Annotated in this window: 12 protein-coding genes; 6 read left to right on the plus strand and 6 right to left on the minus strand. The window is 72.1% G+C overall.

Annotation, left to right across the window (positions count from 1 at the left end; all coding sequences use genetic code 11):
• Positions 1-121: 121 nt before the first annotated feature.
• Both ACQPXB_RS44555 and ACQPXB_RS44560 read right to left on the minus strand, forming a co-directional pair.
• A complete protein-coding gene (locus ACQPXB_RS44555) occupies positions 122-1,543 on the minus strand; it encodes a neutral zinc metallopeptidase (protein ID WP_386951061.1) in 1,422 nt (473 codons plus the stop codon).
• A 58-nt stretch (positions 1,544-1,601) separates the two neighbouring features.
• Positions 1,602-2,525 (minus strand): hypothetical protein, encoded by a 924-nt coding sequence (locus tag ACQPXB_RS44560; protein WP_366584314.1) that lies wholly within the window; start codon positions 2,523-2,525, stop codon positions 1,602-1,604.
• 184 nt (positions 2,526-2,709) lie between these two features.
• On the opposite strand from ACQPXB_RS44560, the gene ACQPXB_RS44565 reads away from it, so the two are divergent.
• On the plus strand, positions 2,710-5,424 hold the full coding sequence (locus ACQPXB_RS44565) for a BTAD domain-containing putative transcriptional regulator (RefSeq protein ID WP_432847993.1): 2,715 nt from the start codon (positions 2,710-2,712) through the stop codon (positions 5,422-5,424).
• A gap of 84 nt (positions 5,425-5,508) precedes the next feature.
• Here ACQPXB_RS44565 and ACQPXB_RS44570 read toward each other — a convergent pair whose 3' ends face one another.
• Complete coding sequence (locus ACQPXB_RS44570) at positions 5,509-6,306, minus strand: CDP-alcohol phosphatidyltransferase family protein (RefSeq protein ID WP_432847995.1); 798 nt, start codon at positions 6,304-6,306, stop codon at positions 5,509-5,511.
• 69 nt (positions 6,307-6,375) lie between these two features.
• Between ACQPXB_RS44570 and ACQPXB_RS44575 the strand changes: the two genes are divergently transcribed.
• From ACQPXB_RS44575 to ACQPXB_RS44585, 3 genes are read left to right on the plus strand one after another with little or no spacing between them, the layout of a single operon-like run.
• Positions 6,376-7,359, plus strand: a complete 984-nt coding sequence (locus ACQPXB_RS44575; protein WP_432847997.1) for a zinc-dependent alcohol dehydrogenase — start codon at positions 6,376-6,378, stop codon at positions 7,357-7,359.
• A 10-nt stretch (positions 7,360-7,369) separates the two neighbouring features.
• Positions 7,370-7,768, plus strand: coding sequence for a 6-pyruvoyl trahydropterin synthase family protein (locus ACQPXB_RS44580; protein WP_366584310.1), 399 nt, complete (start codon positions 7,370-7,372; stop codon positions 7,766-7,768).
• 5 nt (positions 7,769-7,773) lie between these two features.
• Positions 7,774-8,517 (plus strand): SAM-dependent methyltransferase, encoded by a 744-nt coding sequence (locus ACQPXB_RS44585; protein ID WP_432857074.1) that lies wholly within the window; start codon positions 7,774-7,776, stop codon positions 8,515-8,517.
• A 5-nt stretch (positions 8,518-8,522) separates the two neighbouring features.
• Here the strand turns inward: ACQPXB_RS44585 and ACQPXB_RS44590 are convergent, their stop codons facing one another.
• Together ACQPXB_RS44590 and ACQPXB_RS44595 are read right to left on the minus strand one after the other, a co-directional pair.
• The gene (locus ACQPXB_RS44590; protein ID WP_432848000.1) at positions 8,523-9,482 is read right to left on the minus strand and encodes a DNA polymerase domain-containing protein; all 960 of its coding nucleotides are present in this window, start codon (positions 9,480-9,482) and stop codon (positions 8,523-8,525) included.
• Between the two features lie 41 nt (positions 9,483-9,523).
• Positions 9,524-10,321 carry an oxygenase MpaB family protein gene (locus ACQPXB_RS44595; protein WP_432848002.1) on the minus strand — a complete coding sequence of 266 codons (798 nt, stop codon included), beginning with the start codon at positions 10,319-10,321 and terminating at the stop codon, positions 9,524-9,526.
• A 151-nt stretch (positions 10,322-10,472) separates the two neighbouring features.
• Between ACQPXB_RS44595 and ACQPXB_RS44600 the strand changes: the two genes are divergently transcribed.
• A complete protein-coding gene (locus ACQPXB_RS44600; protein ID WP_432848004.1) occupies positions 10,473-11,042 on the plus strand; it encodes an antibiotic biosynthesis monooxygenase in 570 nt (189 codons plus the stop codon).
• Between the two features lie 44 nt (positions 11,043-11,086).
• On the opposite strand, the gene ACQPXB_RS44605 is transcribed toward ACQPXB_RS44600, so the two are convergent.
• Complete coding sequence (locus tag ACQPXB_RS44605) at positions 11,087-11,962, minus strand: LysR family transcriptional regulator (RefSeq protein WP_432848006.1); 876 nt, start codon at positions 11,960-11,962, stop codon at positions 11,087-11,089.
• Positions 11,963-12,032: 70 nt separating this feature from the next.
• Between ACQPXB_RS44605 and ACQPXB_RS44610 the strand changes: the two genes are divergently transcribed.
• Positions 12,033-13,175 carry an FAD-binding oxidoreductase gene (locus tag ACQPXB_RS44610; RefSeq protein WP_432848008.1) on the plus strand — a complete coding sequence of 381 codons (1,143 nt, stop codon included), beginning with the start codon at positions 12,033-12,035 and terminating at the stop codon, positions 13,173-13,175.
• Positions 13,176-13,183 lie beyond the last annotated feature (8 nt).

Below are 13,183 nucleotides of genomic sequence, written 5' to 3' on the forward strand. Positions count from 1 at the left end.
CGCGGAAATCATTGCCCGGCAACGAACTTCGGCGTGATCCGTGGGTTTGGCGGGATTCGTGCCACCGACGAAAACGGCCCTACCCCGCCGAACCGGCGAGGGAGGGCCGCAGGAACCGAACTCAGGCGCCGTACTTGCTGGTGCACGTCGCGACAGTCGGCGACGTGAACCCGTCGCGGAAAGCCTCCACGCGGGCGAAACCCGAAGGCACCGTCGCCCCGGAAGGGTCGGAAGCGATGACGCTCTTGGGCGACAACAGCTCGGCGATGGCTTCGTCCAGGTCACCCGGTGAAAGCTCCAGCGTGGCCTTCTTGTCCGGCGTCAACGTGCCCGCCCACATGCCCGTCAGGCAGGCCGTGAGCTGGCCCGTGGAGGCCGTGTCCAGGCGCAGGCCGTAGGCCTTTTCGACCGACAGCGCGTAGCGGGAGGCCACCTCGGCGAACGCGGCGAAGTCGCCGAAGCCGCCGGAGGTGCCGCGCGACGGTGGGGTGCCGACGCGGCGCAGGGAGGTCAGGTCGACCGACACGGTGTCGGTCGACGGGCAGTACGCGGCGGGCGTGGTCACGCGAGCGTCCGAGCAGGACTCGGGGTCGGAGGTGAGCTTCGGGGCGCCCTTGGGGAACGCGGCGCGCAGGCTCGACTCCAGGTCCTGCAGGTTCGCCGGGTCGACGACGTCGAGGTTTCCCTTGCCGTCGCCCGTGTCGAGGTCCTTCGACGAGAAGGGCAGCTGGCTGGTGCGGCTCACGACCTCGGCGTTGTCGATGGCGGCGCAGCGCTTCGGGCCGTCGGTGAAGCCGAACTGGAAGGCGGACACGCGGTCGAACGCGCTGCCGTGGGCGCCGGCGGTGTCGAAGCTGGAGCCGGCGGAGTCGCGGATGAAGAAGAGCGTGGCCATGATCTGGTTGAGGCCCGTGCCGGTGGACACCTGGAAGTGCGGCGAATTGCCCTCGGCTACCCAGCGGAAGAAGGTGCCGGCGTAGCAGTCGGCCTGCTGTTCCTTCACGATCGACGGGGTGTTGGGGCTCAGGCCGAGCCGCGTCTGCACGGCGTGGCCCAGCTCGTGGGCCAGCACGGCGACCACGGACATCGGGCCGAAGGAGTCGTTCAGCATGGGCAACAGCTCGCCGCGGTCCCACGCGACGAGGTCCCCGGAGGGGCAGTAGAACGCGTTCACGAGGCCGGCGGTGCTGGAGCCGCAGAGGTTCAGGCCCTGGCCGCGCGAGTCGTAGGAGATGAGCTGCCCGACGGGTTTGTAGTCCTTGCCGAAGCTCTCCGGCAGCTGCTCGGTCCAGTACTGCTGGACGTCGGCGACGGCGTTGGCGGCGAGCTTGTCGATCGCGCCGCCGTCGGTGTTGGCCACGGGCAGGTCGGTGTCCGCGACGCCGGCCTTCGGTCCGCTGGGACCGTCGGTGATGGCGAGGCCGGCGACCTTGGCCGGGTCGGGCCGGTCGACACCCGCGCTGCCCTGGACGGCCGTGGTGCACCCGGCCACCAGCACGGCGCCCACGACCAGCGTCGCCACCCACGTGAACCGCGAAATCATTGCTCCTCCAAGGAAAAAGAGCCGGCGCGACCGAGTGGCCGCACCGGCTCGAAGTAGATCAGGCGCCGAAGTGGACAGACTGGATCGCGTCGTCGAAGCCGATCGTGGAGAGGTCCTTCACGTCGCTGTCGACGACCGTGGACTTGCCGGTGCAGTTCGGGCCGGTCCACAGCTTGAGGGTGCCGTCGGTGGTCAGCGACGAGGTGACACCGGGGCGGGCGAGGTTCTGGCAGGCGTTGTCACCGGAACCGAAGGACAGGCCCTGCGAGGCACCGTTGTCGCTGAAGAACGCGTCGTCGAACAGGATCGTGCTGGTGGCGGCCTTCGAGCCGCCCGACGGGGTCGGGTTGTCCGACGGCGGGGTAGCGGTGCCGGAGCCCGAACCGTCGAGCACCTTGCCACCGGTCGGGCTCATGCCGAACCAGGTGCCGCCGACGCCTTCACCGTTGGTGTCGCCCGGGTTCTTGTCGCCGGAGAACGTGTAGGCGGGCCAGTTGCCGATCGTCAGCTGCAGCGAGCCGTCGTCGCGCTTCACGACGCCGATCGCGGACTTCTTGATGCCGGCGATGAAGACCTTGGTGCCCTTGGTGACCTTGACCGGCGGCCACTTCTTCTCGCAGTCACCGTTGCAAGTGGACTTCGGCGGCTTCGGGGAGTCGTTGTCGAAGCGGTAGATCGTCATCCCGGCGCCGTTGATCACGACCGGGTTCAGGTTGCCCGCCTTGCCGGCGCGCAGCGACACCCACTTGGTGCGCACGTCCGCGGGCGCGCCGGCCGGGGCGAGGTCGCCGGTGTCCCGAGCGGCGTTGTTGCTGCGGGCGGTGCCACTCAGCAGATCGAGGCCACCGGCGTCGCCGGCGTTCACCGCCGCACCGGCCGGGGCCGCGCTCGGGGTGCCGTCCGTCTGACCGCCGCAGGCCGACAGGAGGGCCGCGCCCGCCGTCACGAAGGCAGCGAAAAACAGGGCGTGCTTGCGGAACATGGGGGAACTCCAAGGGGGTTCGACCGGGGCTCCCGGACCGTCCGGAGCCGCTCTTGCCCGTGACACGGGGCTGGGGTCGTGTTCGGTTCACGTGAGTTCGGAAGTTTTTTGGGGAATCGCGAACTCGCAGGTCACGCGGGATTCCCGGTCGCACGCCCCCGCCCGGGTGCGGTAAGCATGGGCCATGACCCTGGTCCGGTTCGGCTTGCTCGGCCCCGTGGAGGCGCACGTCGCCGGCGAGCCCGTCGACCTCGGGCACGCGCGGCAGCGCTGGGTGCTGGCCGCGCTGCTCGCCGACGCCAACCGGCCCGTGTCCACGGAGCGGATCGTCGAGCGCGTGTGGGCGGACGAGCCGCCGTACCGCGCGCACCGGCTGCTCGCCAGCTACCTCTCCCGGCTGCGCCGCACGCTCGCGGCGGCGGAGGGCGTCGAGATCAAGCACGGCCCGAGCGGTTATGTGCTCACCACGCCGCCCGGGAGCGTCGACGTGCAGCGGTTCCGCGCGCTCGTCGCGCAGGCTCGATCGCAACGGCGGCCGGAGCTGTTCGACGAGGCCCTCGCCCTGTGGCGCGACGACGCGTTCGCCGGCCTCGACACCCCGTGGGCCGAAGCCGCCCGCGAAACGCTCGCCGCCGAACGCCTGTCCGCCCAGCTCGACCGCACGGACCTCGCGCTGCGGCTGGGTGAGCACAACGCCGTGCTCGCCGACGCGGCCCAGCGCGCCGCGGCCTTCCCGCTCGACGAGCGGATCGCCGGCCAGCTCATGCTCGCGCGCTACCGCGCCGGGCGGCAGGCGGGCGCGCTCGAGGAGTACGACCGGATCCGCCGCCGGCTCGCCGACGAGTTCGGCGCCGACCCCGGTCCCGCGCTGCGCGAGCTGCACCAGCGCATCCTCACCACCGACCCGGAGCTCAGCCCGCCGCGCGAGACGCCCGTGCCACGCCAGCTGCCCGCGCCGCCGCGGTGGTTCGTCGGGCGCGACGCCGAGCTGGCCGAACTCGACGCCGCGATGGCCGGCGGCTCGGGCACGGTCGCGATCTCGGCGATCGGTGGCGCCGGCGGCATCGGCAAGACGTCGCTCGCGCTGCGGTGGGCGCACCGCAACGTCGCGCGGTTTCCCGACGGCCAGCTGTACGTGAACCTCCGCGGCTTCGATCCGGCCGGTTCGCCGCTACGGCCCGAAGCCGTGGTGCGCCACTTCCTCGACGCGTTCGGCGTCGCGCCCGCGGCCGTGCCCGCCGACCCCGAAGGCGGCTTCGCGCTGTACCGCAGCCTCGCCGCGGGCCGGCGCCTGCTCGTGGTGCTCGACAACGCGCGCGACGCGGCGCAGGTCGAACCGCTGCTGCCGGGCAGTGAGACGTGCACCGTGATGATCACCAGCCGCCACCGCCTCGGCGGCCTCGGCGTCCGTGGCGCGCAGCTGCTGGACCTGGCCGAGCTGGCCGAACGTGAGGCGCGCGAGCTGCTCACGCGCCACCTCGGCGACCGGCGCGTGGCGGCGGAGCCCGCGGCCGTCGCCGACCTCGTGCGCTGGTGCGGCGGTCTGCCGCTGGCGATCAGCGTCGTCGCGAGCCGGGCCGGGGCGAACCCACGGTTCCGCTTGGAGGTGCTGGCGCGCGAGCTCGAGGACGCGTCGGCTCGGCTCGACGCGCTGGACGCCGGCGACCTGGCCACGAACGTCCGGGCGGTGTTCTCGTGGTCTTACGACGCCCTCGACGCGGGCGCCCAGCGCGTGTTCCGGCTGCTCGGCGCCGTGCCGGGACCGGACGTGAGCCTCGCGGGCGCGGGCGCGCTGGCCGGCCTGGAGCGGCCGCGGGCGGGGCTGCGCCGCCTCGTCGACGCGCACCTGCTGCAGGAGCACCTGCCCGGCCGCTACCGGATGCACGACCTGCTACGGCTGTACGCGGACGAGCTCGTCACCCCGCCGGAACGCGCCGAGGCACTCCGGCGCTTCACCGACTTCCTGCTGCACACGGCCGGCGTCGCGAACCGCCTGCTGCGGCCGGAACGCCAGTCGATCGACCTCCCGGAAGCGACCGCGCCGCCGCTCGCCGACCGCCGGGCCGCGACGCGCTGGTTCGACGACGAACAGCACAGCCTCCGCGCGGCGCTGGATTCCGCCGTGCAGCGCGGCGCGCACGAGGACGTCTGGCGGCTCGCGTGGAGCATCAGTGGCTACCACGTGATTCACGGCCAGCTCGTCGAAGACCTCACGGCGTGGCAGGCCGGCCACGCCGCCGCCCACGCCCTCGACGACCCGGAACCGCAGGCGATCGTGGCGATGTACCTCGGCACGGCCTACACGCGCACCGGGTCCCACGACCACGCCCTCCGGCACCTGCGTGAGGCACTTTCCCTTGCGCGACACGCGGATCTCGCCGCCGACGCGTCCCGCGCGCTCGGCTGGGCGCTCGGCCAGAGCGGCGACTTCGACGGCGCCCTGCACCACACCGCCGCCGCGCTGAAGCACTACCGCGCCACCGGCAACGGCCTGCGCCAGGCCGACGCGTTGAACACCCTCGGCTGGTACTCCGCGCAGCTCGGCTTCCTGGCCGAAGCCCGCGAACACTGCGAACAGGCGCTCGCGCTGTGCCGCAAGCACGAGCACCACCGCGCGGAGACCGTGACGCTCGACAGCCTCGGCTACATCGCCTCGGCGATGGGCGAACACGAAGACGCGCTCGACCACTACACGGCCGCTCTCGCGCTCGCCCGCGACACCGAAGACGCCTACGACGAGCCCGTGATCCTCGCCAACCTCGGCGACACCCACGCCGCCCTCGGCAACCCGGCCGCCGCGCGCGAGGTGTGGGCGCGGGCGCGCGAGCTGTTCCAGTCCCACGGCCGCACGGGTGACGCCGAGAGGATGGCGGCGAAGCTCGCGTCAGCCGAAGGGTGACGCGAGGGTGTCCGCAGCTACCCTCGAGACCCCGTGGCGAGGGAAAACCGGGCAACCCGGGCGCGTGATCCCCGTCTCTTCCGGCTACGGGTTGCGGGTCGCCAGGTGGTGGTGGCGACGCAGGGTCGAACGGCGCCGGACGACGCACGTCGCGTGGCCGGCGCGGGGTTCCGGGAGTGCGGCGGTGCGGTGGGCTCGGTGGGCGCTGTGCAGCCACAGGACGTCGCGGCCGAAGGACCACACGAGGGTGGCCAGGGCGGCCACCGTGACGGCCAGGCCGGCGAGGTGCGGCAGCAGGCCCGAAGCCGCGGCCACGAGCAGCACGCCCTGCAGCGCGGCGACGACCTTGCGCGCCCGGCTGGGCGGCAGTGTGCCGTTGAGCCAGGGCAGGGCCCAGGACGCCGCGACGAACGCGTAGCGCATCAGGCCGATGACGAGGACCCAGTAGCCGAACGTCTCCGCGGCCAGCACGCTGAGCACCAGGATGAGGAACGCGTCGGACTCCATGTCGAACCGAGCGCCGAGCGCCGAGGATGTGCCGGTGCGGCGCGCGACCTGCCCGTCGACGGCGTCGAGCGCCAGCGCGACCGAAGCCAGCGGCACGAGCACGGCGAGCGGCGCTCCCCCGTTCAGGTGGTTCGCGACCAGCGCGGTGACGCCGCCGATGAGGATGGCGCGGGCGAGCGTGACGTGGTCGGCGGGGCCCAGGGACCGGGCACCGGCCTTGCGCGCGGCGCCCGCGAGCAGGGCCCACAGGCCGACGGCGTACGCCAGGCCCGCGGCCCAGCCGGCGGCGCCGAGGCCGACGGTCAGGGCGAGCACGCCCAGCAGCGCCACCTGGGCTCCGGCACCCGCGGCCTGCTGCCGAACGAGTGAACCCACGGTGGAACGTGATCGTGTAGTGGTGGTGACAGCCATATCGCCTCGATCTCGCGGCAGAGGAGGACGACCATGACACGTACGGGACAGGCCTTCTGGTTCAAATCCGCCGGAACCGGCGAGATCCGGGCGGCGGAGGTGCCGGCGCCGGGGCTGGACGAAGTGCTGGTCAGGACGCTGTTTTCCGGCATGAGCCGCGGCACGGAAAGTCTGGTGCTGCGCGGCGGCGTGCCCGAGAGCCAGCGCGAGGTGATGCGCGCGCCGTTCCAGGAGGGCGACTTCCCGTTCCCGGTGAAGTACGGCTACCTCAACGTCGGGCGCGTCGAGGCCGGGCCGTCCGAGCTGGTGGGGCGGACGGTGTTCAGCCTGTACCCGCACCAGACCGAGTTCGTGGTGCCGGCCTCGGCGGTCACGGTGGTGCCGGACGACGTGCCGGCCGCGCGGGCCATCCTCGCGGGCACCGTGGAGACGGCCGTGAACGCGCTGTGGGACGCCGCGCCCCTGGTCGGCGACCGGATCGCCGTGGTCGGGGCCGGGATGGTCGGCAGTAGCGTCGCCGGGCTGCTCTCCCGCTTCCCGGGAGCGGACGTCCAGCTCGTGGACACCGACCCGGCCCGGGAGAAGGTCGCGGCGGCGTTCGGCATCCGCTACGTGCGGCCGGAGGACGCCGAGGGCGACCTCGACCTCGTGGTGCACGCCAGCGCGACCGACGCGGGGCTCGCGCGGTCGCTGGAGCTGCTGGGCCGCGAGGCGACGGTGGTGGACCTGAGCTGGTACGGCGACCGGCGCGTGAGCGTGCCGCTCGGCGAGAACTTCCACTCGCGCCGGCTCACGATCCGCAGCAGCCAGGTGGGCACGGTCTCCCCCGCCCGTTCGGCGCGGCGCACCTACGGTGACCGCATGGCCACGGCTCTGCGGCTGCTGGCCGACCCGGCGTTCGACGTGCTCGTCACCGGCGAGACCGCGTTCGCGGACCTGCCGGACCTCATCTCCCGCCTCGCCGGCGGGGACCTGCCGGGGCTCGCGCACCGGATCGTTTATCCACTGGGTACGTAAGGAGAAAATCTTGTTCAGCGTCACCGTCCGCGACCACATCATGGTCGCCCACAGCTTCCGCGGTGAGGTCTTCGGTCCGGCGCAGAAGCTGCACGGCGCCACTTTCGTCGTCGACGCCACGTTCCGCCGCACCGACCTCGACTCCGACAACATCGTGGTCGACATCGGCCTCGCGACTCAGAAGCTCGGCTCCGTCCTGGCCGACCTCAACTACCGCAACCTCGACGACGACCCGGCGTTCGAGGGCATCAACACGTCCACGGAGTTCCTGGCGAAGGTGATCGCCGACCGGCTGGCCGACGCCGTGCACGCCGGGGAGCTCGGCGAAGGTGCCCACGGGCTGTCGGGGATTTCGGTGACGCTGCACGAGTCGCACGTCGCTTCGGCCGGGTACGAGCGTTCGCTTTGACCGAGGTGGATCCCTCCGGCTACGCGCCGGAGTGGTTGCGGCTGCGGGAAGGCGCGGATTCCGTCGCGCGCGCCGCGTCCCTTGTGGACTCGCTCGAGCCGGCCACGCCGGTCGTGGTCCGCGACCTGGGCTGTGGCGCCGGTTCCATGAGCCGCTGGCTCACGGGCCGGTTGCCGCGGCCGCAGCGGTGGATCTTGCACGACCAGGATCCGGGACTGGTGCGGCTGGCGGTCGCGGGTGTTGAGAATGCGACAGGCGAGGTTCGAGATGTCACACGGCTGACGGCGGCGGATCTTTCGGGAACCTCGCTGGTGACCGCGTCGGCGTTGCTGGACCTGTTCACGCCGGAGGAGATCCGGCGGCTGGTCGACGCTTGTGCGGGGGCGCGGGTGCCGGCGTTGCTGACGTTGTCGGTGGTCGGGCGGGTCGCGCTGACGCCGCCGGATCCGCGCGACGAGGCGGTGGGGGCGGCGTTCAACGCGCACCAGCGCCGGGAAGGCCGGCTGGGGCCGGACGCGGTGGCGTTCGCGGCGGCGGAGTTCGCCGCGCGGGGGTTCGCGGTGCGGCGGGTGGCGACGCCGTGGCGGCTCGGGGCTCAGGACGCGGCGTTGATGGAGACGTGGTTCTCGGGCTGGGTTTCCGCGGCCGAGGAGGAGAATCCGGCGTTGGAGTTGGCGGGATATCGGCGGGAGCTCGAGTCGGCGGTTGTGGAGCACGAGGACTTGCTGGCTCTGCCTCCGCAGTCTTAGCCGCCTTAGCTGTCGGCTTCCCGCCGGGCCTTGGCTCGCCGTTTGCCCTCGTGCATCGCGGCGACCCGGGCGATCGGGATGGTGTGGCCTTCGGCGACGAGGTCGTCCGGAAGTGCCTGCGGTGCGGGCATTTCCGACGCCCACGGGTCGGTGTCGCCGAGGAGGCCGAGTGCCGTGTGGACGGTGAAGTCGCGCGGGGTCACGTCGTCGGCCGCGGACCACGGGATCGGGAACGACACGGTGAGGCCGGGCCGCACGCGTGGGCTGTAGGCGGCGACCACGGTGGCGCCGCCGGCGCGGGTGGAGTCGAGGAACACCTTGCCGTGGCGGTCTTCGCGGATGAACGCGGTGGTGGCGAGGTCCGGGTCGAGGCGCTCGGCGCGGGCCGCGACCGCGCGGGTCGCGGCGGCGACGTCCTCGTGGGCCTGGCCGGGCTGGAGCGGCACGAAGACGTGGACACCCTTGGAGCCGCTCGTTTTCAGCGCACCGGCCAGCCCCGCGTCGGCGAGTGCCTGGCGGACCAGGCGCGCGCCCGCGACGGCGACGCCGAACGGCGCGCCCTCGGGCGGGTCGAGGTCCATGATCAGGTGGGTCGGGCCCTGGGTGTGGTCGAAAAGCGTCAACGTGGGGTGGTATTCGATCGCGCGTTGGTTGCCGAACCACAGGAGTGTGGGGCGATCGTTGCACAACGCGTAGGAGACTTCCCGCTTCGAACTCTCGGCCCACAGCTTCACGCGCGGCACGAACTCGGGCGTGTACTTCGGCAGGTTCTTCTGCATGAACGCGTCCTGCCCGCGCAGCACGCGCACCACCGACAGCGGCCGGTCGTGCAGCACCGGCAGGAGCCGCTGCGAGACGCCGTCGAGGTAGTCGAGCAGGTCGCGTTTGGTCGCGCCGGCGTCGGCGAACAGCGGCTGGTCGAGATTGGTCAGTTTGACACCATCGCGTACGTCGTCGCTGCTCATCGGCCTACCTTCGCCCACCGCGCGGGCGTCGGTCAACCGCTTCACACGAGCGGACGGCCCTCGCGGCGGCGCTTGCGGAGATCACGCAGGTACGCGTTGTACGGGAACCGCTGCACGCTGCGCGGGAGGTGCCGCACGACGTGTCCGATCCCGCGCGTGAGACGTTCGAATGTTCGCTGATCGTGTTCGGTCCACGACAACCGCATGTGCTCCCGGAAACACGCCGGCAGGAACCCGGTCGTCACGAACCGGTGGAACCGCCCGAACACCAGTGGGAACGGCTGCGGCAGGAACCGCAGGTCGACGAGGTCGGTGAGGTACGCGCGGGTCCGGTCGTCGATGGTCACCCGGTCGAGCCCGTCGGCCCAGTACTTCGCGAACGCCTCGCGGTCCTCGGGCCACATCTCCGGCCGCACCTGCAGCGTCGTGCCGAGCACCACGGCGTCGGCGTACAGCTCCTCGGGCGCGGCCCCACCGAAGAACGCCGCGTGCACATCCTCGAGCCCCTTGTACAGACACGCGGCGACCCACAGCTGCAGCTCGGGGTCGAAGGCGTTGTAAGCGACCGGACTGTCCTTCGTGGACCGCACCTGACGGTGGGATCCGTTGACCGCCTTGCGGTAGGCCTTACGCTCCTCGTCGGTCCCGAACGCCGCGACCGCCAGGTAGGTCCCCGTGGTGCGCGCCCGTTTGACCGGGTGCCGGAACAGGTTCCCGCTCTCGACGCGGCTCTCCATCACCCCGTACCCCACCGGCGCCCGCCCGAGCTGCATGATCACGTTGGCGCTGCCAGCCATCAGCCCGATGCCGACCATGGCTTTCTCGAGTGCGTCACCCATCGCGCCTCCTCGTGGATCAAGGAAACGCGACTGTTTACCCGGAGTCAAGAGCGGCTTGACTTCAAGACGCCTTGAAGTTCCACAGTGTTCGCCAAGACGGGGATCTCCAAGACAGGGATCTCCCAGACGGGAACTTCACCAGGAGGCAACCATGACCTTTCCCGACCCGGGCCGCGCGGGCGTCGCGGCCGTGCGCATCCGCCAGGGCGACGGTTCGCCTGAGCTCAGCGCGCCGGCTCCAGCGGCAGGACGATTGAGTCACACGGTGTTCACCGGCGACGAAGGGTGGTTCACCTACGAACAGTGGGCGCGCGAACCCGAACCGGACGGGAGCGAATTCCACCTCTACCGCAGCGCCCGGCGGCCCGATGCGCCACCGGCGGGCTGCGTCGTGCTCGTCTCCGTGGCGTTCGACAGCCCCGACGAAGCGCGGCTGAAGGCGTGGGTCGACACGATCTTCGAGGCCCTCGCCGACTCCCGTCCCCACCCCGGCGGGATCTCGGCCCACTTCCACCTCAGCGCCGACGGCACGCGCGTCGCGAACTACGCGGAGTGGGTGAGCGAGGCAGCGCACCTCGACGCACTCGGCGAGACGGGGTTCGTGGGTTCGTCACCGAAGTTCCAGGTCGCGCAGGCGTTTCCGGGCCTTGTCGGCAGCACTGTGCGGCGGTATCGCCCGATCGGCCACCTCGACGTTGCCGACCGGACCGGTACGGACTGAACCTGTCAGCAGACCGACACTGAAGCCGGACCCGAGGGAGGCGGCTAGAGCACCGAACGCGCGAACTCGATCAACGTGCGCGCGGCGGGACCGCTCGGACCGTCGGCCCGCCACGCCAGCGCGAGCTGACCGCGCAGCCGAGGCCGCAGCTGCAGCGTGTGCAGCTCGGTGGCGTGGTACCGCGCGAGGGACTCCGGCACGATCGCCACGCCGAGGCCGCGCATCGCCAGCTGGGCCAGCACGTTCGGGTCGCTGGCCTCGATCGTCACGCGCGGGTGGACCCCCGCCGTCGCGAAGGCGCGGTCGAGGACGCCGCGCACGCCCGTGCCCTTGGGCAGGCAGATCAGGCCGCGGCCGGCCAGGTCGGAGTACGCCACTTCGTCGCGTGAGGCCAGCGGGTCGCCGGGCGCGGTGACGGCGACGACCGCCTCGTCGAGCACGACCTGCGCGGCGAGGCCCGCGGGCACGCCGTCGGCGAGGCCGATCACGGCGACGTCGAGGCGGCCTTCGCGCAGCGCTTCGACCATCACGTCGGAATTGGCCTCGCCCAGGGTGATCTCGACACCCGGGTACCGCTCGGCGAAGCCGGCCAGGAAATCGGGCAACGCGACCGGTCCCGCCGACGTCACGATCCCCATCGCCACCTGCCCGCGGACCAGACCTTCGTGCTCGGCGACCGTCTCGCGCACAGCGGCCACCGCGGCGAGCGCGGCGCGGGCGTGGGGCAACGCGGCGGCGCCGACGTCGGTGAGCCGCACCGCGCGTCCCGACCGGTCGAACAACGGCTGCCCCAGCTCGCGTTCCAGGCGCCGGATCTGCGCACTGACGCCGGGCTGCGCGACGTGCATCCGGGCGGCGGCGCGCGTGAAGTTGGCTTCCTCGGCGACGGCCACGAAGTACTCGAGCTGATGCAGTTCCATAAGCGCTGATTCTAGCCAGCGGAACCACTATCTCTTGGACTTCTCGAACGCCCCGAGCCACGCTGGGGTCATGCAAACCTTCACCCCTGGCCAGGACGGCTACCGCGAGGAAATCGCCGGTTTCCAGACCGGCATCGAGTCGACGCCGAAGCTGGTCGTCGCCGCCACCACGGCCGACGACGTCGCCGAGGCCGTGCGCCACGCCGCGGCCCGCGACCTGCCCGTGGCGGTCCAGGCGACCGGTCACGGCCTCCGCGCCCCGGCCGACGGCGTGCTGATCTCGACGCGGCGCATGACCGGCGTCGAGATCGACCCGGTCGACGCCGTCGCCCGGGTCGAGGCCGGCACGACCTGGGGCAAGGTGCTCGAAGCCGCCGCCGAGCACGGGCTCGCGCCGCTCAGCGGTTCGGCGCCCGGCGTCGGCGTGGTCGGCTACACGCTCGGCGGCGGCTTCAGCCTGCTCGGGCGCCGCTACGGCCTCGCCTCCGACCAGGTGCGCTCCGCGGACGTCGTGACCGCCGACGGCACGCTCGAACGCACCACCGACCTCGGCGCCGGCGTGATCACCGCGCTGGAGTTCGGGCTCGTCCCCGTGACCGGCCTGTACGGCGGCGGCCTCTACTTCGACACCCCGAAGCCGGCCGACGTCCTGCGCACCTGGCGAGACTGGACCGCCGACCAGCCCGACACGCTCACCACGTCGCTCGCCCTGATCCCCTACCCGGACCTGCCGATGGTGCCGGAACCGTTGCGCGGCAAGCACATCGCCCACGTCCGCGTCGCCTACCTCGGCGACGACGGCCCGCGGCTCGTCGCTCCCCTGCGCGCGCTGGGACCGCTCGTGGACACGCTCGACACCATGCTGTTCACCGACTCCGGCTCCATCGCCGCCGAGCCGCCGCACCCCCACGCGTACCTCGGCGACAACCGCGTGGTCGCGCAGCTGCCCGACCCCACGATCGACGCGATCCTGGAGCACGCCGGCCCCGGCGCGCCCGTGCCGACCGTGCTGATCATCGACCTCCTCGGCGGCGCCTACACCCGGTCGACGGCCCCGGACTTCACGCCCGAATCGCGTTACACGATCCGCGCCCTGTCCGTTTTGGACGAATCTGGCCCGGACCCCGTGCGCGCGGCTCACGACAAACTGTTCGTCCCGCTCACCGCAACAGGCCGGCTGCGCAGTTTCGTGTACGGCCAGCCGTTCTCCTAAGTCGATCT

The organism is Amycolatopsis sp. CA-161197 (genome assembly GCF_050942255.1).
Taxonomy (GTDB): Bacteria; Actinomycetota; Actinomycetes; order Mycobacteriales; family Pseudonocardiaceae; genus Amycolatopsis.